Source organism: Streptomyces sp. NPDC047014 (genome assembly GCF_040644195.1).
Taxonomy (GTDB): domain Bacteria; phylum Actinomycetota; class Actinomycetes; order Streptomycetales; family Streptomycetaceae; genus Streptomyces.
Genome location: NZ_JBEYVX010000003.1, coordinates 58,631 through 82,024 on the forward strand (window position 1 = coordinate 58,631; position 23,394 = coordinate 82,024).

19 protein-coding genes are annotated in these 23,394 nt (G+C 73.7%); 4 read left to right on the forward strand and 15 right to left on the reverse strand.

What is annotated here, in order from left to right:
• Nucleotides 1-6: 6 nt before the first annotated feature.
• From ABZ873_RS02780 to ABZ873_RS02800, 5 genes are all read right to left on the reverse strand, one after another.
• On the reverse strand, nucleotides 7-2,337 hold the full coding sequence (locus ABZ873_RS02780; protein ID WP_360864189.1) for a molybdopterin oxidoreductase family protein: 2,331 nt from the start codon (nucleotides 2,335-2,337) through the stop codon (nucleotides 7-9).
• Nucleotides 2,334-3,416 (reverse strand): MFS transporter, encoded by a 1,083-nt coding sequence (locus tag ABZ873_RS02785; RefSeq protein ID WP_360864191.1) that lies wholly within the window; start codon nucleotides 3,414-3,416, stop codon nucleotides 2,334-2,336. Before ABZ873_RS02785 ends, ABZ873_RS02780 begins: the two co-directional genes overlap by 4 nt.
• Before the next feature lie 69 nt (nucleotides 3,417-3,485).
• On the reverse strand, nucleotides 3,486-4,319 hold the full coding sequence (pflA, locus tag ABZ873_RS02790) for a pyruvate formate-lyase-activating protein (protein WP_360864193.1): 834 nt from the start codon (nucleotides 4,317-4,319) through the stop codon (nucleotides 3,486-3,488).
• A 63-nt stretch (nucleotides 4,320-4,382) separates the two neighbouring features.
• The gene (pflB, locus tag ABZ873_RS02795) at nucleotides 4,383-6,653 is read right to left on the reverse strand and encodes a formate C-acetyltransferase (RefSeq protein WP_360864195.1); all 2,271 of its coding nucleotides are present in this window, start codon (nucleotides 6,651-6,653) and stop codon (nucleotides 4,383-4,385) included.
• 234 nt (nucleotides 6,654-6,887) lie between these two features.
• Nucleotides 6,888-8,330 carry an MFS transporter gene (locus ABZ873_RS02800; protein WP_360864197.1) on the reverse strand — a complete coding sequence of 481 codons (1,443 nt, stop codon included), beginning with the start codon at nucleotides 8,328-8,330 and terminating at the stop codon, nucleotides 6,888-6,890.
• Between the two features lie 301 nt (nucleotides 8,331-8,631).
• On the opposite strand from ABZ873_RS02800, the gene ABZ873_RS02805 reads away from it, so the two are divergent.
• Nucleotides 8,632-9,789, forward strand: a complete 1,158-nt coding sequence (locus ABZ873_RS02805) for a low temperature requirement protein A (RefSeq protein ID WP_360864199.1) — start codon at nucleotides 8,632-8,634, stop codon at nucleotides 9,787-9,789.
• Nucleotides 9,790-9,891: 102 nt separating this feature from the next.
• Nucleotides 9,892-11,139, forward strand: a complete 1,248-nt coding sequence (locus ABZ873_RS02810; RefSeq protein WP_360864201.1) for a cytochrome P450 — start codon at nucleotides 9,892-9,894, stop codon at nucleotides 11,137-11,139.
• A gap of 131 nt (nucleotides 11,140-11,270) precedes the next feature.
• Here the strand turns inward: ABZ873_RS02810 and ABZ873_RS02815 are convergent, their stop codons facing one another.
• Nucleotides 11,271-11,765 (reverse strand): DUF5949 family protein, encoded by a 495-nt coding sequence (locus ABZ873_RS02815; protein WP_360864204.1) that lies wholly within the window; start codon nucleotides 11,763-11,765, stop codon nucleotides 11,271-11,273.
• 57 nt (nucleotides 11,766-11,822) lie between these two features.
• Nucleotides 11,823-12,413 (reverse strand): hypothetical protein, encoded by a 591-nt coding sequence (locus ABZ873_RS02820; RefSeq protein WP_360864206.1) that lies wholly within the window; start codon nucleotides 12,411-12,413, stop codon nucleotides 11,823-11,825.
• Nucleotides 12,414-12,593: 180 nt separating this feature from the next.
• Between ABZ873_RS02820 and ABZ873_RS02825 the strand changes: the two genes are divergently transcribed.
• A complete protein-coding gene (locus tag ABZ873_RS02825; protein WP_360864208.1) occupies nucleotides 12,594-13,028 on the forward strand; it encodes a DUF6299 family protein in 435 nt (144 codons plus the stop codon).
• Between the two features lie 99 nt (nucleotides 13,029-13,127).
• On the opposite strand, the gene ABZ873_RS02830 is transcribed toward ABZ873_RS02825, so the two are convergent.
• The 5 genes from ABZ873_RS02830 to ABZ873_RS02850 all read right to left on the reverse strand — a co-directional run bounded on the left by ABZ873_RS02830 (nucleotide 13,128) and on the right by ABZ873_RS02850 (nucleotide 18,587).
• Nucleotides 13,128-13,271 carry a hypothetical protein gene (locus ABZ873_RS02830; RefSeq protein WP_360864210.1) on the reverse strand — a complete coding sequence of 48 codons (144 nt, stop codon included), beginning with the start codon at nucleotides 13,269-13,271 and terminating at the stop codon, nucleotides 13,128-13,130.
• Between the two features lie 114 nt (nucleotides 13,272-13,385).
• Nucleotides 13,386-15,473, reverse strand: coding sequence for a SpoIIE family protein phosphatase (locus ABZ873_RS02835; RefSeq protein ID WP_360864212.1), 2,088 nt, complete (start codon nucleotides 15,471-15,473; stop codon nucleotides 13,386-13,388).
• An 11-nt stretch (nucleotides 15,474-15,484) separates the two neighbouring features.
• Nucleotides 15,485-15,805: a hypothetical protein gene (locus ABZ873_RS02840; protein WP_360864214.1), complete on the reverse strand. Its 321-nt coding sequence runs from the start codon at nucleotides 15,803-15,805 to the stop codon at nucleotides 15,485-15,487.
• Between the two features lie 24 nt (nucleotides 15,806-15,829).
• A complete protein-coding gene (locus tag ABZ873_RS02845) occupies nucleotides 15,830-17,131 on the reverse strand; it encodes an NAD(P)-binding domain-containing protein (RefSeq protein ID WP_360864510.1) in 1,302 nt (433 codons plus the stop codon).
• Between the two features lie 49 nt (nucleotides 17,132-17,180).
• Nucleotides 17,181-18,587, reverse strand: a complete 1,407-nt coding sequence (locus ABZ873_RS02850; RefSeq protein WP_360864512.1) for an ATP-grasp domain-containing protein — start codon at nucleotides 18,585-18,587, stop codon at nucleotides 17,181-17,183.
• A gap of 273 nt (nucleotides 18,588-18,860) precedes the next feature.
• Here ABZ873_RS02850 and ABZ873_RS02855 point away from each other — a divergent pair, with 273 nt between their 5' ends.
• Nucleotides 18,861-20,222, forward strand: coding sequence for a glycosyl hydrolase (locus tag ABZ873_RS02855; RefSeq protein ID WP_360864513.1), 1,362 nt, complete (start codon nucleotides 18,861-18,863; stop codon nucleotides 20,220-20,222).
• A gap of 11 nt (nucleotides 20,223-20,233) precedes the next feature.
• Here the strand turns inward: ABZ873_RS02855 and ABZ873_RS02860 are convergent, their stop codons facing one another.
• The 3 genes from ABZ873_RS02860 to ABZ873_RS02870 form a co-directional block, all read right to left on the reverse strand.
• Nucleotides 20,234-21,376: a GNAT family N-acetyltransferase gene (locus tag ABZ873_RS02860; RefSeq protein WP_360864216.1), complete on the reverse strand. Its 1,143-nt coding sequence runs from the start codon at nucleotides 21,374-21,376 to the stop codon at nucleotides 20,234-20,236.
• Complete coding sequence (locus tag ABZ873_RS02865) at nucleotides 21,373-22,155, reverse strand: lipopolysaccharide biosynthesis protein (protein ID WP_360864218.1); 783 nt, start codon at nucleotides 22,153-22,155, stop codon at nucleotides 21,373-21,375. Before ABZ873_RS02865 ends, ABZ873_RS02860 begins: the two co-directional genes overlap by 4 nt.
• Nucleotides 22,156-22,228: 73 nt before the next feature.
• Nucleotides 22,229-23,389: a glycosyltransferase gene (locus ABZ873_RS02870; RefSeq protein WP_360864515.1), complete on the reverse strand. Its 1,161-nt coding sequence runs from the start codon at nucleotides 23,387-23,389 to the stop codon at nucleotides 22,229-22,231.
• Nucleotides 23,390-23,394 lie beyond the last annotated feature (5 nt).

The window sequence follows — 23,394 nt, forward strand, 5'->3', positions numbered from 1 at the left end:
GGCGGGTCAGCTCCTCTCCGCCGTGCCACGGCCCTGCGAGGACGTGGGGGGCAGGGGGTCGGTCCGGGAGACCTGCGCCTCCGGGTAGGCCACGTGGCCCGGTGCCGTGGGCGGGGCGGGCACCTCGTCGGCGTGCTCGGCGGGTTCGATGCGGGCCGCGCAGACCTTGTACTCGGGGATCTTCGAGCGGGGGTCGAGGGCGTCGACGGTCAGGGCGTTCGCGGCGGTCGGCACCGGCCAGTGGTAGGGGATGAAGACGGTGTCGGGGCGGATCGCCTCGGTGACGAGGGCGGGGAAGACCTCGCTGCCGCGGCGGGTGACCACCCGTACGGGGTCGCCGGTGCGGTAGCCGTGCGAGGGGTGGACCTCCACCCAGGGGCGCGGGGTCTGTTCGACGAGGGCGCCCAGGCGGCGGGTCTGGTTGCCGGAGAGGAAGTGGGCGACGGTGCGGCCGGTGGTGAGGGAGAGGGGGAACTCCTCGGAGTAGGGGTCCATCGGCGGGTGCCATTCGACGACCTGCAGGTGGATCCGGCCGTCGGGGTGGTAGGTGCGGCCGCCCTCGAACAGCCGGGGGGTGCCCGGGTGGTCGGTGCTGGGGCAGGGCCACATGATGCCGCCGGTCTCCTCCAGGCGCTCGTAGGTGATGCCGTAGTAGTCGTTGACCGTGCCGGCGGAGGCGACGCGCAGTTCCTCGAACACCTCGCGGGAGCTCGCGAAGTCGAATTTGTCGCCGTGTCCGAGGCGCCGGGCGAGCGCGCACATCACCCAGGTGTCGGTGCGCACGCCCGGCGGGGGCTCCTGGGCCTTGTTGTGCTTGACCACGCGGGCCTCGGTGTTGGCCATGACGCCCTCGTCCTCGGCCCAGACGGTGACGGGGAAGACCACGTGCGCGTTGGCGGCGGTCTCGGAGAGGAAGAAGTCGAACTGGGCGTGGAATTCCAGGGTGTCGTAGCCCTGCTTGACCGTGCTGTAGTGCGGGAGGGAGACGAAGGGGTTGTTGCAGATTCCGATGAGGCCGCGGATCTCCTGGCGCTGCATCTGCCAGACCATCTCCATCATGGAGGTGCCGGCGGGCGGGAGCTCGGATTCCTCGATGCCCCAGATCTCGCAGATCTGGCGGCGGTGCTCCTCGTTGAGGATGGACCGGCCGCCGGGGAGGAGGTCGGACTTCTGGCCGTGCTCGCGGCCGCCCTGGCCGTTGCCCTGGCCGGTGATGGTGCCGTAGCCGGCGCCGGGCCGGCCGAGGTTCCCGGTGGCGACGCACAGGTTGATGATGGACAGGCAGTTCTCGACGCCCTGGGAGTGGTGTTCGACGCCGCGGGCGTGGAAGGCCATGGCCTTGGCGGCGCCGCCGAACATCCGGGCCACCTGGACGATCTGCTCGGCGGGGACCCCGCAGATCTCGGCGGAGCGGGCGGGCGGATAGTCCTGGACGGTCTTCCGGACCTCGTCCCAGCCGGTGGTGTGGGCGGCGAGGTACGCCTCGTCGGTCAGCTTCTCGGCGACGATCACATGCAGCACGGCGTTGAAGAAGGCCGAGTCGGTGCCCGGCTTGAGGGCCACGTGGACATCGGCGGTGCGGGCGATCGCCGTCTCGCGCGGGTCGACGACGATCAGGGAGGCGCCCCGGTCGCGGGCGCCCCACAGGTACTGGGTCATCACCGGGAAGCACTCCCCCACGTTCGACCCGGCGATGAGCAGGCAGTCGGTGAGGAGGATGTCGGAGAAGGGGTTGGCAGCCCGGTCGATGCCGAAGGCGAGCTTGTTGGCGCCCGCCGCGCTGACCATGCACAGCCGGCCGTTGTAGTCGACGTGCCGGGTGCGCAGGGCGACCCGGGCGAACTTGCCGACCAGGTAGGTCTTCTCGGAGTAGAGGCTGGCGCCGCCGAGCACACCGAAGGCGTCATGGCCGTGCGCGGCCTGGATGCGCCGGACCTCGGAGACGGTGAAGTCCAGCGCCTCCTCCCAGGACACCTCCCGGAAGGGCTCGTCCCGGGAGCGGCGCATGAGCGGGGCGGTCAGCCGGTCGGGGTGGTTGACCTGCTGGTAGGCGTTGATGCCCTTGGGGCACAGCCGCATCCGGTTGATGTCGTGGTTGCGGGGCTCCACGCCGAAGACCTTGCCGCCCGCGTCCACCCGCAGGTACATCCCGCACTGCACGCCGCAGAAGCAGCAGTGGGTGGGCACCAGGGTCTCGCCGTTCTGGTCGGCGTGCCAGCGGTCGGCCGGAATGCCGCCCGCGTCCCGGAAGTTGCGGGTGCCGGGCGGGGCGATGGACGGGTCCAGGGGAAGGGGGGCGGGCCGGGACGGGGCCTTGTCGGGGTCGGTCGCGGTCACTTGAACCCCTTCTTCACATGGCTCAGGTAGGCATTGCCGCGCAGGACCCGTTTGCAGCGCGGGCAGTATTCGACGAGGGCGTTGAAATCGAGCTGGAGGTCCCGCATGGTGCCGCGCAGGTTCTCCACGTACGGGGTGGTGTCGATGGGCTCCCCGCAGCGCTTGCAGGCGAAGACCTGCTCGTCCTGGCGGGCGGTGTACTTGAACAGCTGCATGCCGACGGCGGCCGGGCGCTGCACGATGTGGAAGAACTTCCCGAAGGGGATGTAGATGAGGGTGAACACCACCGACACCATGTGCAGGACGGCCAGGAACTCGTAGCCCCCGCCGTGCAGGAAGATCGACGAGAAGGTCAGCAGCAGCCCCGTCACGGAGATCACGATGAGGCAGATCAGCGGCAGCAGGTCGTAGGCGAAGCGCTGGCCGGTGATGGCGCCGCGGTCCTTCATCCTGCGCCACAGGAAGTACGAGGCTCCGGGGATCACCAGGACGGCGGCCACGTCCAGGCCGTGGAACATCAGCCAGCCCAGGAGGTCCAGCGAGTCGAAGCCCAGCACCTTGATGCCCCAGATCCGCATCTCGTAGCCCGGTCCGGAGCCGGTGGCGGAGGTGAAGGTGAACCAGCCCCAGGTCAGCGGGAAGGTGATGAGGGCGGCGAGGACGCAGCCCCAGAAGATCAGCTGGTGGGCGATCCACCGGGAGCGCGAGCGGGCGCCGAGGAACTTCTGGAAGCCGAGGTAGGTGGCGATCATGCGCGGTACGGCGGTGGGCGCGCGGCGGAAGTTCTCAGCGGAGAAGAAGCTGCCGAAGCCCTTCCGGAAGAGCCGGCGCGCACCGGGCGCCGAGACCCAGACCGTGTAGCGGTAGGCGACGCCGAAGGCGAGGAAGACGGTGGCGACGGCGTACGGGAGCAGCGCGGAGTCGAAGTCGCGCAGCAGCCGGCTGCCGAGCACGATCGCGGCGATGAGCAGCAGCGAGACGAGGGTGCCGGCCAGGGTGGCCCGTACGGACACGGACCGGCGGCTCCCCGAACCGGCGGGAAGGTGCGGGGCGGCAGGGGCTTCTGAGGGCTCGGGCACAGCCCCACGCTAGGCGGTCTGCCCGGTTTCAGCCCGCTGTGACCGGTTCCGTACTGAGCCGAACGGGGGTCATACGGCCCGCAGCCCGTACCCCTCGAACACCGCACGGGCCGCCGCCACCTGGGCCGCGCTCGGCGGCGGGGTGCCGCGCAGGGCGTAGTCCATGCCCAGCGCCTCCCACTTGCCCGCGCCGAGGGTGTGGAAGGGCAGCACGTCGACCCGCGCGACATTGCCGAGGGAGCCCGCGAAGGCCGCGACGCCCTCCACGTTCTCCCGGGCGTCGGTCAGCCCCGGCACGAGCACGAACCGTACGTGGACCTCCTTGCCCAGGTCCGCGAGGCGCCGGGCGAAGTCCAGCGTGGGCCGCAGCGGGCGCCCGGTCACCCGGCGGTAGGTCTCCCGGTCCCAGGACTTGAGGTCCAGCAGGACCAGGTCCGTATCGCGCAGCAGCGCGTCGGTGGCGCGCCCGCCGAGGTACCCGGAGGTGTCCAAGGCGGTGTGCAGCCCCAGCTCGTGCTTCATCCGGTGCAGCAGCTCCCCCGCGAAGACGGGCTGGAGCAGCGGCTCCCCGCCGGAGAGGGTGGCCCCACCGCCCGAAGCGGCGATGAAGGCGCGGTACCGGGCCGCCTCGGCGATCACGTCGTCGGCCGAGGTGCGCCGGCCGCCGCGCATCCTCCAGGTGTCGGGGTTGTGGCAGTACAGGCAGCTCAGCGGGCACCCCGCGAGGAAGGTGACGAAGCGCGTGCCCGGCCCGTCGACTCCGGTGGACACGTCCCAGGAGTGCACCGACCCCTCACTGGGCCGCCGGGTCACCGCCGCGGCGGGGGTCACGGCCGGTGTCACGGCCGGGGTCACGGCGGTGGGCCCGGGACGGGCGGGGTTCGAACCGAGGACGACGGTCATGGCAGGTGCTCCCGACTGATCCGGTGTGCGGCGGAGGACTGGTACAGGGCGTGCGGTGCGGTCCTACAGCGACCCGTGGAAGGTGCGCCCCAGCACATCGAGCTGCTGCGCGCGCGTCAGCCGTACGAAGTTCACCGCGTAGCCGCTGACGCGGATGGTCAGCTGCGGGTACTTCTCCGGGTGCTCCATGGCGTCGGTCAGGGTGTCGCGGTTCAGGACGTTGACGTTCATGTGGAAGCCGCCCCCGGCCGTGTACCCGTCGAGCACCCCCGCCAGGTTCGCGATCCGCTCCTCGGGCGTGCGCCCCAGGCCCTCGGGGGTGACGGTGCTGGTCAGCGAGATGCCGTCCTCCGCGTCCGCGTAGGGCAGCTTCGCCACCGACAGGGCGGAGGTGACATAGCCGTGGGTGTCGCGGCCGTTCATCGGGTTGGCGCCCGGCGAGAAGGGCTCCCCGGCGCGGCGGCCGTCCGGGGTGTTGCCGGTCTTGCGGCCGTAGACCACGTTCGAGGTGATGGTCAGCACCGACTGGGTGTGCTCGGCGCCCCGGTAGGTCTCGTGCCGCCGGATCTTCCGCATGAACTCCTCGACGAGCCCGACCGCGAGGGCGTCGGCGCGGTCGTCGTTGTTGCCGTAGGCCGGGTAGTCGCCCTCCACCCGGTAGTCCGTGACCAGCCCGCTCGCGTCCCGCAGCGCGGTGACCCTCGCGTGCTTGATGGCGGACAGCGAGTCGGCGGCGACCGACAGCCCGGCGATGCCGCAGGCCAGGGTGCGACGTACGTCGCGGTCGTGCAGGGCCATCTCGACGCGCTCGTAGGCGTACCGGTCGTGCATGTAGTGGATGACGTTGAGGGCGTGCACATAGGTGGCGGCCAGCCACTCCAGCTGGGCGTCGAACTTCGCCCGCACCTCCTCGTAGTCCAGCACCTCGGAGGTGACGGCTCCGGTGTCCGGGCCGACCCGCTCCCCGGAGATCTCGTCCCGGCCGCCGTTGACCGCGTAGAGCAGGGTCTTGGCGAGGTTCACGCGGGCGCCGAAGAACTGCATCTGCCTGCCGACGGGCATCGCCGAGACGCAGCACGCGATGGCGGTGTCGTCCCCGGACCGGGGGCGCATCAGCTCGTCCGACTCGTACTGGACGGAGGAGGTGTCGATGGAGACGCGGGCGCAGAACTCCTTGAAGCCCCGGGGCAGCCGCGGCGACCAGAGGACCGTCATGTTCGGCTCGGGCGCCGGGCCGAGGTTGTAGAGGGTCTGGAGGTAGCGGAAGGAGGTCCGGGTGACCAGCGGGCGGCCGTCCTCGCCCATGCCGCCGATGGACTCGGTGACCCAGGTCGGGTCGCCGGAGAAGAGCTCGTCGTACTCGGGGGTCCGCAGGAAGCGCACGATGCGCAGCTTGATCACGAAGTCGTCGACGAGCTCCTGCGCCCCCTCCTCGGTGAGCCGCCCGGCCGCGATGTCCCGCTGGAGGTAGATGTCGAGGAAGGTGGAGGTGCGGCCGAGGGACATGGCTGCGCCGTTCTGCTCCTTCACGGCGGCCAGGTAGGCGAAGTACAGCCACTGGACGGCCTCGCGGCCGGTGGTGGCCGGGCCGGAGATGTCATGGCCGTAGGAGGCGGCCATCGCCTTGAGTTCGTGCAGGGTGCGGATCTGCTCGGCCAGTTCCTCGCGCAGCCGGATCGTCTCCTCCAGCGAGCGGCCGCCGGCCGGCAGGGCGTCCAGTCCGGCCTTCTCCTCGTGCTTGGCGGCGATCAGCCGGTCGACGCCGTAGAGGGCGACCCGGCGGTAGTCCCCGATGATGCGGCCGCGCCCGTAGGCATCGGGCAGGCCGGTGATCACGCCCGCCTTGCGGGCGGCGCGGATCCCGGGCGTGTAGGCGTCGAAGACACCGGCGTTGTGGGTCTTGCGGTACGCGGTGAAGACCTTCTCCAGCTCCTCCGGGACCGGGTAGCCGTAGGTCCGCAGGGCCCCGGCGACCATCCGCCAGCCGCCGTTGGGCATGATCGCGCGCTTGAGCGGGGCGTCGGTCTGGAGGCCGACGATCAGCTCCCGGTCGCGGTCGATCCAGCCGGGGGCGTGGGCGGTGATGGAGGAGGGCACGTCGTACGCGATGTCGTACACGCCCCGCTCGCGCTCGCGCGGGAAGCGGTCCGTGAGGGCCTTCCAGACGGCGGTGGTGCGCTCGGTGGGGCCCGCGAGGAAGGAGTCGTCGCCCTCGTAGGGGGTGTAGTGGCGCTGGATGAAGTCGCGGACGTCGACGGCCTCGCGCCACCGTCCGCCGGTGAAGCCCTCCCAGGCCCGGCCTTCGCTCTTGGTCTCCGCAGCGGTGGCGGTCATCGCCCGCTCCTTCCGTGGCCGGGGCCGCGAGCCCTGGCCGTAGCGCTGTCGCGTGCTTCCATTGCACGCCTTCTGATCGATCACTGGCCGCCGCGTTGGTCCCGAACTGAGGGCCGGAAGTCCTACGACGGCCATCCCGCGGGCTCCTGGAACCTCGCTGAGCTGGGGTTTTCCGGGGGTCTTAAGACCCGCACCCGCTTGTGAAAGTTTTCACTAAAGGGGTGCGCAAAAAGGTCAGCTCGGGGCCTCCGCGCCCGGCCGGGCGTAGAACCACCAGGCCACGGCCACGCAGGTGGCGTAGAAGCCGACGAAGCCCCACATCGCCGCCGTGACCGAGAAGTTGGCGAACATCGCCGGGATGAAGAAGAAGCCGTAGGCGGCGATCCCGGCGGTGAAACCGGTGACCGCGCCCGCCTCGGTCTCCGCCTGCCGCAGCGCCGCCGCGTACCGCGGGGTGCCCTCGGTCAGGCCCTTGAGGTGCAGTCCCCGGAAGATCACCGGGATCTGCCGGAAGGTGGAGCCGTTGCCGATGCCCGAGAAGAGGAAGGCCGACAGGAAGCAGAGGAAGAACCCGGCGAAGGAGCCCCCGTCCGTACCGGAGGGCAGGAAGGCGATCACGCCCGTCAGGGAGGCGGCCATCCCCGCGAAGGACAGGATCGTCACCCGGGCCCCGCCCAGCCGGTCCGCGATCCAGCCGCCCGCCCAGCGGGCCAGCGCGCCCAGCGCCGGGCCCATCCAGGCGTAGGCGGCGACGGAGTACCCCGGGAAGGTGGTCTTGATCAGCAGCGGGAGCGCCGCCGCGAAGCCGATGAAGGAGCCGAAGGTGCCGACGTACAGCCAGGTCATCAGCCAGTTGTGCTTGCGCCGGAAGATGATCCGCTGCTGCTTGAAGGGGGTGGAGGCCACCGTGAGGTCGTTCTGCCCGCACCAGGCCACCGCCGCGAGGACCACCACGACCGGCACCCATACGAAGGCGGCGTTCTGGAGGTGGATCTCCGAGCCGTCGGCCGTGCGCTGTCCCGCCCCGACGGCCAGGACGGAGAGGGTGATCAGGATCGGGGTGAGCAGCTGGACGACCGAGACGCCGAGATTGCCCAGACCGCCGTTGACGCCCGCCGCGTTGCCCTTCTCCCGCTTCGGGTAGAAGAAGCCGATGTTCGCCAGCGAGGAGGAGAAGTTCGCGCCGCCGATGCCGCACAGCGCGGCGATCGCGACGAGCGTGCCGTAGGAGGTGCCCGGGTCCTGCACCGCGAAGCCCAGCCACAGCAGGGGCACCACCAGCACCAGCGTGGAGAGCGCGGTGAAGCGGCGCTGGCCGATCCGCGGGCCGAGGAAGGTGTAGAGGACGCGCCCGGTGCCGCCGGTGAGCCCGGGGACGGCCGTCAGCCAGAAGAGCTGGGCCGGGGAGAAGCCGAAGCCCACGTCCGTGAGGCTGGTCGCCGTGATGCTCCAGACCTGCCAGACCACGAAGGCCACGAGCAGGGCCGGTACGGCGATCCACAGATTGCGGGTGGCGACCCGGCGGCCGGTGGAGCGCCAGAAGTCCGGGTCCTCCGGGGTCCAGTCCGTGATGGTCCGTCCGGGGCGGTACTGGGCCGGACCGGCGGGCGGCCTCGTCGGCTCCGGTGGGCGGGTGGCTTCCCGCGTGGGGGTGGGCGTGGACGTGGCGGCGCTCATGGCGTGGTCCTGAACTGCGAGGGGAGTTCTGACCCCTCCAGCCTCCGGCCCCGGGCCCGGCCCCCGGCAGAGGCCAAGGCACCGCGTACGACGGCCCAAGGCACCGGGCGCGGCGGGCCAAGGTCCCGCGAGGTCCCGCCCGGACCGGCCCCGGACCAGCCCGGCCCCGCCCCGAACCGCCCCGGACCCGCCCGGACCGCCCCGGACCGGCCCCGGACCCGCCAGGCCCCCGGCCCCCGCGGGCCCTCCGGACAGCCCGCCCGACCTGCCGGAAGCCCGGACCTCTGGTCTGCTGGCCGGTATGGCCTACTCCCCCATGACCGCCCGCAGCCCCGACGAGGACCACCGCACCTCGACCCCGCTGGAGCTGTTCTTCGACCTCTGCTTCGTCGTCGCGATCGCCCAGGCGGGCGCCCGGCTGGTGCACGCGCTCGCGGAGGGCCATCCCGGCACCGGGGTGATCGGCTACTTCTTCGTCTTCTTCGGCGTGTGGTGGGCGTGGATGAACTTCACCTGGTTCGCCTCCGCCTACGACTGCGACGACGTCCCGTACCGCATCGCCACGCTCGTCCAGATCGCCGGCGTCCTCGTCTACGCGGCCGGGGTCGGTGAGGCGTTCGACGAGAACGACTGGGCCGTCGCCGTCATCGGCTACATCATCATGCGCGTCGCGCTGACCGCCCAGTGGCTGCGCGCCGCCTCGGGCGAGAGCGGCGCCGCCCGGACGGCGGCCCTCAAGTACGCGGCCGGGCTGGTGATCTGCCAGGCCGGCTGGGTGGCGCTGCTCTTCGCCCCCGCCGGCGCCCAGCGCTGGCTGTTCCTGGTGCTCGTCGCGGCCGAGCTGCTGGTCCCGGTGATCGCGGAGCGCGGCCACCAGACCCCCTGGCACGCGCACCACATCGTGGAGCGGTACGGCCTGTTCACCATCATCGTGCTGGGCGAGACCATCGCCGCGAGCACGGTGGCGGTGAAGTCCGCGCTCGACGAGCACGAGGCCCTGGACCTGCTGCTGCCCATCGCCGCGGGCGGCCTGCTGATCGTCTTCGCCGCCTGGTGGATCTACTTCGCCGTACCGATGCACCAGCACCTGAACTCCAACCGCGAGGCCATCCCCTGGGGCTACGGCCACCTGCTGATCTTCGCCTCGGGCGCGGCGATCGGCGCGGGCATCGAGGTGGCCGTGGAGCACGCGGTGGGCAAGGCGCACATCTCGCAGGCGGCTGCGAACGCCGCCGTCATGGTCCCGGCCGCGGCCTTCCTGTTCATGGTGTGGCTGCTGCACTCCCGGCACTTCAAGCGCGGCCCCGCCCAGCAGCTGGTCCTGCCGGTGGCCGCCGTCGTCACCCTCGCCTGCATCTGGACGGGTGCGTACGCCGTCCTCTACGCGGGCCTCGTCGCGGTGGTCACCGTCACCGTCGGCATGCTCCTGACCGAGCGGTCCGCCGCCCGCACCGGCTGAGCGTACGGAGCTCCGCGCCCGGCCCGGCTCCGGCCGTCACCCCCGCGCCCCCGCGGCCGTTCTCCAGCGCGGAAAGACCCGTACCGACTGGAGGCCCCGGCCATGACACTCCCCGCACCACGCCACGGCACCGACCCCGGCGGGGAGCTGGCCGAGCCAGGCTTCTGGCAGCGGCCCCCCGCCCACCGGCTCGCCGCCTTCGCCCGGCTGCGCGCCGCCGGCGGGCCGGTCTTCGTGCCCGAGGGGGCCGGGCACTGGGCCCTCGTACGCCATGCCCATGTGCAGGAGGCGAGCCGGCTGCCGAAGGTCTTCGCCAGCGCGCCCGGCGTGACCACCCCCGAGCCGGCCCGCTGGGTGCGCGCGCTGTTCGGGGACTCGATGGTCAACCTGGACGGCGCCGACCACGCGAACCTGCGCAGGATCGTCCAGCGGGCCTTCACCCCCCGCCTGCTGGCCGCGGCCGAGGCCGACATCCACGCGGTGGCCGCCCGGATCGTGGACGACGTGCTGGCGGAGGAGCCCGACGAGTTCGTCTCGGCGGTCGCCTCCCGGCTGCCCCTGGAGGTCATCTGCAACATGATGGGCATCCCGGAGCGCCACCGCGCCGAGATCGCCGACCGCGTCAACCACGCCTCGGAGAACATCGGCGTCGAGCGCGGACTGGCCTCCCGGCTGCGGATGCCGGGGCGCGGCCTGCGCGCGCTGGCCCGGATGCAGCGCATGGTGGCGGGCATCGGCCGGGAGCGGCGCAAGCACCCCGGGGACGACCTGATCTCGGCGCTGGTCCGCGCGGACATCGACGGCCAGGGCCTCGGCGCCCGCCAACTGGGCGCCTTCTTCTCCCTGTTGATGGTCGCGGGGGTGGAGACCACCCGCAACGCCATCACCCACGGGCTGACCCTGCTGACCGACCATCCCGAGCAACGTGACCTGCTGCTCTCGGACTTCGAGACCTACGCGGACGGCGCGGTCGACGAGATGATCCGGCACTCGACGCCGATCATCCAGTTCCGCCGCACGGTGGTCGCGGAACACACCCTGGGCGGGCGGGACTTCGTCCCCGGCGAGAAGGTGGTCCTGTACTACGCCTCCGCCAACCGCGACGAGGCGGTCTTCCCCGACCCGGACGCCTTCCTCATCACCCGCTCGCCCAATCCCCACCTGGGCTTCGGAGGCGGCGGCCCGCACTTCTGCCTGGGGGCGCACCTGGCCCGGGTGGAGATGAAGGCGCTCTTCCGCGAGCTGCTGACCCGGCCGGTGGGCCTGCGCGCGGTGGGCCTGCCGGATCTGGCCGGCTCGAACTTCGACAACCGGGTCCGCTCGCTCAGGTTCGCCTTCGAGCGGCCCTGAGGCGGAGCCCGCCGCCGCGGGGACCGGCCACCGGGCGGGCTGGGAGCCCGGCGGCCGGAGCGGGGGGTGCGGCCGGGGCGCGGCGGCGGGCGGTGCGGGCCGCGCGCGGGCGCCGGACCGGCCCCGGGGCGCTACTTCTGCAGGCGCCGCACGGAGAGCACGCAGTGGGCGCTGCCGGTGAGCACCGACTCGTCGCCCGCGAACGCCTGGAGGGTCGCCGCGTCGACCGGGCGGCCCGGGACGGCCTCGGGCCAGGCGCGCGTGGCGAACAGGAAGTACGCCTGCCCGCTCTCGTCCGCGGCGGCCACCCACTCGTCGGGGGCGGTGCACTGGGCGTTCATGCCCGGCAGGGTGAGCGCGATCTGGTTGCCCTCCAGCAGGATCTGCACGGGGAAGGCGGCGGGGTTGCGGGTGCCGTCCATGACGACGTCACCGATGGGCAGGCCGATCTCCTCCAGCAGCCCGCGTGCCGCAGCCTCCCCGGCCTCCCGGCCCTGCGGGCCGTCGCCGAGGGTGTAGGCGAGGAGGTAGGGGATGTCGTGCGCCTCGGAGGGGTCGCCGATCCACGCGAGCACCGAAAGGGTGCCGAGCTGGGACCGGTCGATTTCGGCTTGAGTAGAAGTCATGCGCCGCACCCTAGTGGTCCCGCGCCCGGCCCTTTCACGGCCTTTCACCCGGGCGGGCTAGACGGCCCAGAATCCCTCTCCGGAATTCGGCCGGATGTTCGTGTCCTGGTACTGGATCCGCCGAATGGCAGCGTTTTCCGGGATTTCGAACACCACCCATCCCTCGGCCCGCTCACCGACCTCCAGGGAATCGAAGACGACGGTTTTGCCGGTGGTCAGCTCACCCGTCCGCACCACCGGGTGGCGCCGCCCCGCGCTGTCGTGCGCCCACATGCGTCCGAGCGCCCCGTACGAGGCACCCCCCACGTTGACGAAGGACATCGAGGCGGCCACCCAGCGCTTCCCGGCGGGCGGCGCGAAGTTCCGGTCGGCGCTGATCGCGGGGTCGACGTACGCCCCCAGCTCCACCTGGAGATGCCGCCCGACCTGGGAACCGCGCACCCGTACGGAGTCACCCACACGGGCCTCCTTCCCGGCGGGCCGTACGGGGACGCCCCCGCCCCCCGGGACCCCGTCGTCCACGGGGACGGCGGGCACCGCGGCGGGGGCGAGCGCGGCGCCCTCGGGGGCGCTCTGGCAGGCCGTGGCACCGAACAGCAGGAAGGGCAGGAGGGCGGCGGCGAGGACGGGGGCGGCGGACTGGCGCATGCGGGATCCCTTCAGGGACGTGATTCCGGCCAGTCTCACGCCCCCGGGCGGGCAATGCCGCACAACGACACGAGCACACGGAGCGCATCCGCACGCCCGGCTGCCAGCACAATGCGTTCCGGCGGAATCCCGCCGCCCCGGAACACCCCCGGAACAATCCCGGAACACCCTGGAGGAAAAATGCCCGTCCCCGCCCGCCGTATGGCCCTGGCCGCCTTCTCCGCGCTCGCCGCCACGGCCCTTTTCACCGCCCCGGCCGGCGCCACCGTATTCCAGCAGGGCATTTCCGTGGACGACGAGGCCCGTATCACCGAGGACGGCGGCGTCATCCTTTCCGGTACCTACCACTGCGAGCAGGCGTCACCCGAGGGGGCGATGCAGGTGAAGGCGAGCGTCGAGCAGGACGGCGGCCGGCTCGGCATCGGCGCGGAGCGCATCGTCTGCGACGGCACGGAGCGCCGCTGGGTCGCCCACGCGCCCGGCGAGTACGCGCACGTCCGCGAGGGCCGGGCGAAGGTCACCGCCGAGCTCCAGGAGGTCCGCCTCAAGGGCTTCTTCCCCCGGTCGGTCGACACTGTGGCCCTGGACGCGAAGGACGTCACCTTCCGCCGCTGAGCGGCGCCGGACCCCGAGGCGCCCGATCCCTGCCGTCCGGCAGCCGGGCGTCAGCGGCCCCGGGCCCCAGCGGCGCCCGGGCGTCAGCGGCCCCGGGCGTCAGCGGCACTCGGGCGCGGCGCCCGTCATCGACATGAACTCCACCGACCGGCACGCGGCATCCGCGTGCGGGCGCCCCGAGGTCCAGTCCAGCACCCTCGGCACCCCGGCGGCCAGCAGCAGTACGGCGAGGACGCCGGTCACGGCGCCCCTGCTCAGCCCGCGCACAGTACGTTCCGTTCCATGGTCCGCATCATCACCCCGGCCCGGACCGCCCACAACTCGGCGTACCGGCCCGGTCACCCGGCGTCCGCACGCTCACTCCGCCTCGCCGGGGACGCCCCCGACGGCGAACTCGCACCACACCGCCTTGCCGTCGCCCCGGGACTCCACACCCCACTGCGTGGCCAGCGCGTCCACGAGCAGCAGCCCGCGGCCGGTCGTCGCCGCCTCCCCCGGGCTGCGCCGCCGCGGCCAGACGCTGGAGCGGTCCTTGACCCACAGCCGGATCCGCCGCACCGGCTCCGGCAGCACCTCCATGGTCAGCACCGCCCCGCCGTCGGTGTGCAGCAGGGCGTTGACCAGCAGCTCCCCCGCGGCCAGCTCCACGTCGTCGGCCAGCTCGGGCACACCCCAGTCGCGCAGCGCCTGGCGCAGGGCGTAGCGGGCCTCGGACAGCCCCTCCGGGTCCGCCTGGTGGATGTACTGGTGGATGCGCGGGGCCCGGTGGGTGCCCGGGTCGGGTGCCCGGCGCAGCACCAGCAGGGCCACGTCGTCCCCGGAGCCCCAGCGCTCCCACAGCCGGTCGGAGAGGTGGTCGGCCAGCGCGCCCGCGTCCTGGGGGCCGCTGCGCACGGCCTGGGCGAGGGCCTCCATGCCCGCGGTGATGGTGGTGCCGGGCTCCTCCACCAGGCCGTCCGTGCACAGCACCAGAGTCTCGCCGGGGACCAGGTCGAGCTGGGTCTCGGGGAACTCCTCCTGCGCGAAGGCCGAGGCCACCCCCAGCGGCAGGCCGCCGCGCACATTGGGCCAGCCCGTTCGGCCGTCCGTGTGGCGGATCAGCGGGCCGAGGTGGCCCGCGCGGACCGCCCGTACGCCGCCGGTCTCCAGGTCGACCTGCGCGTACAGGCAGGTCGCGAAGCGCTCGGTGTCCAGCTCGGCGAGGAAGCGGGAGGCCCGCGCGAGCACGGTGGAGGGCGGGTGCCCCTCCCCCGCGTACGCCCGCAGCGCGATCCGCAGCTGGCCCATGATGGCGGCGGCGTGCGTGTCGTGGCCCTGGACGTCGCCCACGACGAGCCCGACGCGGTTGCGGGGCAGCGCGATGACGTCGTACCAGTCCCCGCCGACCTCCCGCCCGCTCCAGGCGGCGTGGTAGCGGACGGCGATCTCCCCGCCGCTGATCTCCGGGATCCGGCGCGGCAGCATGGCGGCCTGGAGGCCCGTGGCGAACTCCCGCTCCTGGTCGAAGAGGAGCGCCCGCTGGAGGGACTGGGCGACGATGCCGGCGAGGCCGAGGCAGAGGTTGCGCTCCTCGGGGCTGAACTCGCTGCGCCGCCGGTAGAAGAGCACCAGGCCGCCGATCGCCTTGGCCTGCGCGATCAGCGGCAGGTAGGCGGCGGCGTCGAAGCGGATGCGGTGCAGATAGTCCGTGAGCAGCGGGAACTCGCCGCCGAGTTCGGCGAGGGAGGTGACAAAACGTGCCTGCCGGGTGAGGACCGCCTGCGACAGCGGCAGCGAGCCGTCCAGCCGGGTGAAGCGGCGCTCGCTGAGGATCTCCAGCGACTCCCCGCTCAACGCGATGATCTTGATGGTGCCGCCCTCGACCAGCCCCAGCGCCAGCCCGTCGGCCCCCAGCCGCTCCAGCGCGCCCACCCCGGTCAGCGCCGCCGTGACATCGTCCACCGTGACCGCCCGCGACAGGGCCTCGGTGGTCCGCTGCACGATCGTCGTCTGCTGGGCGCGGGCCGCCTCCAGCTTGCGCAGCAGCGTGGCGTGGGCCAGCTCGGCCGCCGCGTCCCGGACGATGCCCGCGATCCGGTCCGGCTCCCCGCCGCCGCCGCGCAGCACCCGGCCGGAGGTGTGCGTCCACTGGTCGCGGCCGTCGCGCCGGTGCACCGTGAAGTAGGCCCCGTAGGTGTCCCCGCCCTCCTCCAGGACCCCGGTGATCGTCTCGCGCAGCCGCGCGGCGTCCTCCGGTCTGACCCGTACGGCGACCCCGTCGGCCGTGCCGTCGAAGGCGGCGGGCTCCACGTCGAAGAGGGTCATCGCGGCCGTGTCCATCGTGATGGTCCCCGAGTGCAGGTCCCACTCGAAGCTGCCCATGCCGTTCAGCGCGAGCCGGTCCCCGGGGTCGGTCACGGGCGGCCGCCCGCCCGCCCCCGGCCCGTCGCGCTCCGCCGCCGCCATCCGCCCGGCCCCTAGCGGCCGGGCCAGTACGGCTGGGAGATCAGCCGCTCCCACTCCTCGTCGGGATGCCCCGGCAGGGTGCGGCCGGCGGCGCGCCAGCGCGCGACGACGGAGAGGTAGATCGTGGCCGGGTCGGGGGGCTGCGGCGGGGCGTACGGGCCGCCGTACGGGCCCGCGTACGGGCTCCCGTACTGGCTCCCGTACTGCTGCCCCGCGTACTGCCCCGACCAGGGTTCACGCTCGTACCCGGCGGGCCCGGGCGGGGCGGGCTGCTCCGCACGGCTGGCGGGAATGCGCACCCAGCCGCGGCCCTGTGCTCGCTCGGCGCTCATCACGGACCCCTCTCACCGCGGCTCTCACCGCGGGTACGTCGTCGGATGCCCCGGGCTCACCCCCGGAGGCCGCCCGGAGGAGGCAGCCCGGCCGGACCGGGCGGCACCGGGGGAGCCCGGCCGCGGACCCCGGGCGCCGAGGCGCTTGCGGACTCCTCTCACCAGTCTCCCCGCCGTGAAGCCCGCACCGTGTACGAATCGCATGGAAGGGCCGAATGAGGGAGCCGCCAGCAGCCCCGCGAAGAACAGGCCGGGCCACGAGGACTCGAAGCCGGGGCCCAGCTCCGGCGCCCTGCCCCGGCCCACCCTCGCCAGCGCCGCGCGCAGCCCCGCGTCCAGCAGTTCCAGCCGGGCCAGGTCCGGGGCGAAGCCGGTGGCGGCGATGACGTGCGCGAAGTCCAGGGCCACCGGGGACCCGTCCGGCGCGGTCAGCGTCAGCCGGGTCCGGTCCCCGGCCGGCTCGGCCCGGCGCAGCTCGTGCCCGAGCAGCGCGGGCACCCGCTGCTCGAAGCGGTCCCGCAGCCACCAGGCGCCCGCGGGGCCCAGCGCGGTCGCCGCGATCCGCTCGCGGCGCTGCGCGGGCAGCCGGCGCACCGCCCAGGGCAGCTCCGACCACACCCAGCTGCGCCAGCCCGTGCCGAGGCCGCTGTGCGGATCGCGCAGCGCGCGCAGCGGGGGCCGCTCCAGGGGCTGCGGGACGGTGTTCCAGTTCAGCCGGGGGCGGCGGGCCACCAGGCAGGGCCGCGCCCCCCGCTCGGCCAGCAGGGCGGCGGTCTCCAGGGCCGCCTGGCCCGCCCCGAGCACCGCCACGTCCTGGCCCGCGAACCGGGCCAGGTCGCGGTGGCCGCTGCTGTGCGAGTAGTGCCCGGCGGGCAGCTCGCGCAGGGCCCCGGGGTGCTGGACGAAGGGCATCACCCCGACCGCGAGGGCCACCGTACGGGTGAGCAGGTCCGGGCCCTCGGCGGTGCGGATCCGGAAGCCCTCCCCCTGCGGGGTCACCTCCGTGACGGTCACCTCCTCCACCTCCGGCGCGGCCTCCCGGGCGAACCACATCCCGTACGCGCTGAACGTGCCGATCGGCAGCGGAGTGCCGTGCTCCGCTGCCGTGCCGCGGGTCGCGCAGTACGCGGCCAGCGTGTGCCGCCCGTCCGGCGCGGACAGGTTGGAGGACCACGGCTCCGACTTGAGGTACATGCCCTCGGGCATATGGTCCCGCCACGAGGCCATGGGCCGCCCCAGCAGCCGTACGCCGAGCCCCGCGCCCGCCGCGTGCGCCGCGATGGACAGCCCGTACGGGCCCGCGCCGATCACCACCAGGTCCTCGATCCGCGTCACCGCCGCTCCTTCCGCTCCTTGGTCACCGCACCGGACTCCGTCACCGCGTCACCAGCTCGTCGGGCTCGGCCGGAGCCTCCGGCGGCGCCGGCCGCGAGGCCGTCCCGGCGGCCGTGTCCTGCTCCCGGCTCCGCTGCCGGGGCGCGCGGACGACCGCCCGCGCCGTACGCCGTCCCTGCGCCGGGACGCCGCGCAGGACCCGGACCCCCTTGTCCGCGCCCCGCCCGAGGAAGGCGGCGAGCATGGCCACGAAGGGCCGCGGGTCGTCGGCGGCGAACCAGGCCGTCTCGACGCGGCTCCGGTCGGCGGGGGGCGCGGGGGCGGCCGCGGGGGCCGCGGGCGTGGCCGGGGCAGGAGCCGGGCGGCTGCGGGGCGGGAGGGAGCGGCCGCGTACCGCCGCCAGCAGGGCGTAGTTCTCCGCGACGAAGACCCGGCCCGGTCCGCCCGAGGGCCGCGGGACCCGCTGCCCCGTCAGGTCCAGGTACATCGCCTGGACCACGTCCAGCCCGGCCGTGTCCGCGAACAGCCGGAACTGCGCCCCCGGGCGCGGGTTGAAGTCGACCAGCCGGAAGACCCCCCGCTCGTCCCGGCGGAAGTCCAGGTCCAGGATCCCCTGGTAGCCCAGCCGTTCGGCCAGCCGCAGCGCCGCCTCCTCCACCGCCGGGTCCGGCAGCCAGCGCCCGACCGCCGTCAGCCCCGTCCGCACCGGCCAGGACAGCTCCTTGCGGCCCGATCCCGCGAGCAGCGGCCGCCCGCCGCGCGCGAAGGCGCCGTGGAAGAACCAGTCGGTGTCCGGGCCCGCCGGCAGGAACCGCTGGAGCAGCAGGCGGCTGCCCGCCTCCGCGGAGCGCTCGTACAGCCGGCGTGCCTCGGCGGGGGTCCGTACCAGCGTCGTACTGCGCAGCCCCGCCCCGGCGGGCAGCAGCCACGGACGGCTCCACTTGGCGATCACGGGCGGCCCCAGCCGCCAGGCCGCCTCCGCCGCCTCCGCCCCGCCGGCCGGGACCACGGTCTCGGGGTGCGGGACGTCCCAGCGCTCGCACAGGGCCGCCAGTTCGGCCTTGTCGGCCACCCGGGCCGGCAGGTTGTCCGGCTGGTGCGGGATCCGGAACCGCTCGCGGAGCACGGGCGCCACCCGGGACACGGCGATGGCGCTCAGGTCGTCCATCGCGATGAGCACGGCCGGGCGCCCGATCCGCTCGGACACCCCGGTCAGGCACTCCAGCAGCGCCTCCGGCGCCTCCGGGTCCAGCCCGCCGGCCGGCCCGGAGTGCACGGCGCGCAGATAGCGCGAACGCCCCATGGGACCTCCCCCGGCCTCGACGACGGCGTGGACCTCCACGCCCTTGCGGCCAAGGGATCTGACGGCGCCGAGGGTTCCGTGGTGGAACGGATTGCGGTCGAGTCTGAGCACAACGGCGGGCACATGGTTGGCGAACGCGTGCATGGCAACGGTGTCTTTCACCTAGTCGGACCAAGCGGGGGTGGTGTGCAACTGCTAATGGCCTAGGCGGACCTTCCCGGACAGGCCGTTCGTCAGATGTGATGCCTAACGTCTCTGGCAAGCACACCGCTTCGGGAAAGCTCGGGAGACGCCATGTCCAGACCACGCCGCCGACTGGCGGGCACCTGCGTCGGTACGGTCACGGCCGGCCTGCTGGCCACCGGCGCCGCCCTCGCGGCGCCCGGCGAGAACGGGCCGCGGAGGACCGACATCGCCATGGGCGCCTATCTCGACTACGGGCCGAACGGTGTGGCCCGCATCGCCCAGCTGTCGCGCTGGCTGGGCGGCAAGGAGATCCGCGTCGGGCACACCTATCTCCCGGGCGACCAGTGGGCGGGCATCGAGGGCCGGGTGTCCTTCCTGGAGGACTGGGCCCGGTGGCGCCGGGCGCAGGACGACCGGATGTTCGTCCTCAACGTGCCCATGCAGGCGCGCAACGAGGAGCGGGTCCCCGACCGCGAGGTGGCCCGGCTGATCCGGTCCGGCGCGGCGGGCCAGTTCGACCAGCACTTCCGCAGGCTGGCCGAACGGCTGGTGGCGCTGGGCATGCCGGACACGGTGATCGTGCTCGGCTGGGAGATGAACGGCATCACCTACACCCACCGCTGCGGGCCGGACCCGGAGAACTGGAAGGCGTACTGGAGGCGCGTCGTCACGGCGATGCGGTCGGTGCCCGGCCAGGAGTTCAAGTTCGACTTCGCCCCGAACCGGGGGACGGACGCGATCGGCTGGACGAAGTGCTACCCGGGCGACGATGTCGTCGACATCATCGGCATGGACTCCTACGACCAGGGGCCCGGTCAGGACTTCGACGACCAGATCACCCAGCCGTACGGGCTCCAGCAGCATGTCGACTTCGCGAAGGAACACGGCAAAGCGATCTCGTACCCGGAGTGGGGGCTGTTCCGGCGCGGGGACAACGCGGAGTACGTGCGGCGGATGCTCCAGTGGATCGAGCGGCACCGGCCGCTCTACCACACCATCACCGACTACTGCCCGCACGGCGTCTGGCAGTGCAAGCAGAACCCGACCTCGTCGAAGGTCTTCCGCACGGCCCTGACCCCGGTGGCCCCGACCCCGGTCCCGACGCCGGTCGTCCCGACGCCCGTGGTCCCGACCCCGGTGGTCCCCACGCCGGTGATCCCGACCCCGGTCGTCCCGACCCCGCAGATCCCCACTCCGCAGGTCCCGACTCCGCAGGTCCCGACACCCCAGGTGCCGACCCCGCAGATCCCGACCCCGCAGGTGCCCACGCCTCAGGTGCCGACCCCGCAGGTCCCGACGCCCCAGGTGCCGACGCCCCAGGTGCCCTCCCCCGTCCCGACCCCCGTGGCGCCCAAGCCCTCCCCGGTCGCCCCCAGCCCGGTCGCGCCCAGCCCGAAGCCCTCGGTGTCCGTACCGGTGCCGGTCACCCCGACCCCGGTCGCGCCCCGGCCCACGCCCAAGCCCACACCGACCCCCACCCCGCCGCCCCCGGTGAACAGCAAGGAGTGGTGCGTGCCGCTCAACTTCGGCGAGTGGCTCTCCAAGCTCGTCGGCAAGCAGTCGGTCTGCGTCAAGCTGAACTGGCCCTTCTAGGCGAAGACGCGTCATCGCACCCGCAGTTCGTTGAGCCGCGACCGCCAGTCCCTGGCGGCCGGCAGCGCCTCCCGCAAGGCGTCCACCGCCCGCTCGCGCCCCGAGAGCTGCGACTCGTGCAGCCGCAGCAGGGGCGCGAGCGCGTGTGTGGCCAGCAGCAGCCGCTGGTTGACGACCGTCCGGGGCCGCCAGTGGTTCTTGTACGGTTCGCTGCCCCGCAGGAAGCTCACCACCGGGCGGCCGTCCGCGAGCGCCCGCCCGGCCTCGTAGCGCAGCAGCAGCGTCGCCACGTCCACCTTCCGTGCCCGCAGGTCCGGGTCGGCCCCGTACAGGTAGCCGCCGCTCAGCCCCGCCGACAGCAGCGTGACGTTGGCCGCGACCACCTTCCCGTCGAGCCGGAACTCGGTCAGCCGGCCCTCGCCCGCCCGCACCATCCGCCGGGTGGCGCGGGTGAGGTGTTCGGCGAAGCGGGGTCTCAGGTGCTCGGGGGTCACCCCGCGCCCGCGCCACTGCTTCTCGTGCAGCCGCAGCAGCGTCCGTACCGCGCGCGGCACCTCCTGCTCGGTGACCTCGTGCTCCTCGATGCCGGCCGCGTCGGTCTTGCGCAGCTTGGCCCGCACCCGCTGGGCGCCGGAGGCCGGCATCCGCTTGACCAGCTCGTCGAAGGGCAGCGTCGGCAGCTCCATGCAGGTGGAGTCGGTGAGCCGGCGGCCGATGCCCGGCCACTGCCGGTACAGCTCCTCGGCCACCGCCCCCGGACGCACCTCCCGCAGGTCGACGACCGCCCCGCGGGCCGCCCGGTGCAGCCCGCGGGCCAGCGCCGGGACGACCTGGCCGGCGTGCTCCGCGGCGGCGAGCACGTCGAAGTAGTCGGTGATCGGGCCGCCCAGCGGCACCAGCAGCGGCATCGGCCGGTGGACGAGCATCAGCGGGGCCGCGCCCACCAGTTCACCGCCGCGCCGGACGAGGACGATCCGCAGCCGGCCCTCCTTGCCGTACGAGAGCCACCAGGAGTGCAGCCAGGCGTGGGTCTGGAAGGGGGTGGCCGAGGGGCAGGCCCGGACGAGCCGGTTCCACGCCTCCTCCAGGGTGGCGAACTGCCGGGGATCGCGGCACAGCGTCACCGACAGGGCCCCCGCGGAGCCCGTCCTCATCGCACGGACTCCTTCTCCTTGGCCTCCGCGTGCTCACCCTGCGCGGGGAGGCTCGCGTACTCCTCCACCACCGGCTCGGGCCGGGGCGCCGCCACCGGGCCCGCCTCCGTCTCCTCCGGGCGGCGCGCGCGGCCGGGCCGGGCCAGCAGCCACAGCCCGCCCAGCAGGCCGCCCGCGCAGGTCCCGACGGCTCCGCTGATGGCCGCGGAGGGGGAGGCCGGGTCGGTGGGGGCCACGGCCTGGTTGAACAGGAGCAGCTGGACGCCGGTGTTCTTGGCGGCCTGGTTGCTGCTCAGGGAGAGGGCGTCGGCGACGGCGTTCGCGATGTCCGCGGCCTCGGCCGGGCTGGTGGAGGTGCCGGTGACCGCGATCATCGGGGACTCGGGCGAGGTCTCGGCCCGCACCTGGGTCCGCAGCTCCCGGGCGGTGACGCCCGCGCGCGGCTGGGCGTAGGCGAGGGTGGAACTGCTGGTGGCGATCCGGGCGTACGCCTGCGCGAAGCCGAGGGCGGTGGCGGGCTCGGTGGTGTCGTCGGGCACGGCGACGACATAGCTGGTGGCGGCGTACTCGGGCGCCTTGAGCACCCCGTACGCACCACCCGCGGCGAGACCGAGCAGGGCGCAGGCGGGCAGCGGCCACCAGGCGGGGACCGGGCGGCGGCGCGCCTTCCGCTCGGAGCGGTGGTCAGGCTTCTTCCCGGGCTGCTGCTGGGCGGACTGCTTCCCGGACGCCTTCCCGGACGTCTTCCCGGACTTCGTCTGGTCGGAGGTATCGGCCATGAACCTGCTCGCTTCCTTGGGTGAAGGGGGTTTCCCGGGTCCCGCCGGGACGGCTTGCGGTGGTACGGACGAATCAGCCGACGCCACTCGGCTCCCCCGCGCGGACCGGGCCCGCCAGGGCCAGGGCGTAGACGTCCAGGAGCTGGCGGGCGCTGCTGGCGATGTCGTAGTGGCGGACCACCGGGGGCGGGGGGAGCCGGCGGGCGCCCGCCTCCATGTGGCCGCGCAGGGCCGCGACCAGTTCCTCCGTGCCGGTGCCGATGCGGCGGGCTCCGGGGGCCTGCGCCGCGGGCAGGTCGTCGATGGCCGGGCAGGTCACGTGGAGCACCGGCAGCCCCGCCGCCAGCGCCTCCACCACCGCGAGCCCGAACGCCTCCTCCCGCGAGGGCGAGACGAAGACGTCCATGGCGGCCAGCAGAGCCGGGATCCCGGGCGTCCGGCCGTCCGCGCTGTCGCCCAGCGGATCCCGCTCCCCCAGCAGGTGGATCCGGCTCTGCGCGCCGAGCTCGGCAGCCAGCCGGCGCAGCCCCGCCCGCTCCGGCCCGTCCCCGGCCAGCAGCAGATGCGCGCCCGGCAGGGCGGCCACGGCCCGTACGAGCACGTCGAAGCGCTTGCCCGGCACCAGCCGCCCGACCCCGCCGACCACGAAGGCCCGCTCGGGCAGCCCGGTCCGGGCGCGGGTGGCCCTCCGTACGCCCTCGTCGAAGCGGAACCGGGCCGCCTCGATGCCGTTCGGGACGACATGGACCCGCGCGGCCGGCACCCCCCACCCCTCCAGCCGGGCGGCGACGGTGCCGGAGACGGCGACCGTGGCCGCGCCCAGCCGCTCGCTGGCCAGGTACAGGGCCCGGACCCCGCCCGAGAGGGGACGGCCCTCGATCTCGCCCTCCCCGAGGGAGTGCTCGGTGGCCACGGTGGCCCGCGCGCCGGCCAGCCGGGCGGCGAGGCGCCCGTACACGCAGGCCCGGTACAGGTGGGTGTGCACGAGGTCGTAGCGGCCGCGGCGGATGAACCGGACCAGCCGCGGCAGGGCGCCCAGGTCGCGGTTGCCGCTCATCCCGAGGTGCACCACCCGCACCCCGTCGGCGCGCAGGCCCTCGGCCACCGGGCCGGGGTTGGTCAGCGTGAGCACGTCGCAGCGCATCGGCATGTGCCGGAGCAGCAGCCGCAGTTGCTGCTCGGCGCCGCCGACCCCGAGGCCGGTGATGACGTGCAGGGCCTTGACCGACTCCATCGGCT

Coding starts and splice junctions, on each gene's coding strand:
- pflA (WP_360864193.1), bottom strand. CDS start 4,319: ATGACCGTCGTCCTCGGTTCGAACCCCGCCCGTCCCGGGCCCACCGCC.
- pflB (WP_360864195.1), bottom strand. CDS start 6,653: ATGACCGCCACCGCTGCGGAGACCAAGAGCGAAGGCCGGGCCTGGGAG.
- ABZ873_RS02800 (WP_360864197.1), bottom strand. CDS start 8,330: ATGAGCGCCGCCACGTCCACGCCCACCCCCACGCGGGAAGCCACCCGC.
- ABZ873_RS02805 (WP_360864199.1), top strand. CDS start 8,632: ATGGCCTACTCCCCCATGACCGCCCGCAGCCCCGACGAGGACCACCGC.
- ABZ873_RS02810 (WP_360864201.1), top strand. CDS start 9,892: ATGACACTCCCCGCACCACGCCACGGCACCGACCCCGGCGGGGAGCTG.
- ABZ873_RS02815 (WP_360864204.1), bottom strand. CDS start 11,765: ATGACTTCTACTCAAGCCGAAATCGACCGGTCCCAGCTCGGCACCCTT.
- ABZ873_RS02820 (WP_360864206.1), bottom strand. CDS start 12,413: ATGCGCCAGTCCGCCGCCCCCGTCCTCGCCGCCGCCCTCCTGCCCTTC.
- ABZ873_RS02825 (WP_360864208.1), top strand. CDS start 12,594: ATGCCCGTCCCCGCCCGCCGTATGGCCCTGGCCGCCTTCTCCGCGCTC.
- ABZ873_RS02835 (WP_360864212.1), bottom strand. CDS start 15,473: ATGGCGGCGGCGGAGCGCGACGGGCCGGGGGCGGGCGGGCGGCCGCCC.
- ABZ873_RS02840 (WP_360864214.1), bottom strand. CDS start 15,805: ATGAGCGCCGAGCGAGCACAGGGCCGCGGCTGGGTGCGCATTCCCGCC.
- ABZ873_RS02850 (WP_360864512.1), bottom strand. CDS start 18,587: ATGCACGCGTTCGCCAACCATGTGCCCGCCGTTGTGCTCAGACTCGAC.
- ABZ873_RS02855 (WP_360864513.1), top strand. CDS start 18,861: ATGGGCGCCTATCTCGACTACGGGCCGAACGGTGTGGCCCGCATCGCC.
- ABZ873_RS02860 (WP_360864216.1), bottom strand. CDS start 21,376: ATGAGGACGGGCTCCGCGGGGGCCCTGTCGGTGACGCTGTGCCGCGAT.
- ABZ873_RS02865 (WP_360864218.1), bottom strand. CDS start 22,155: ATGGCCGATACCTCCGACCAGACGAAGTCCGGGAAGACGTCCGGGAAG.
- ABZ873_RS02870 (WP_360864515.1), bottom strand. CDS start 23,389: ATGGAGTCGGTCAAGGCCCTGCACGTCATCACCGGCCTCGGGGTCGGC.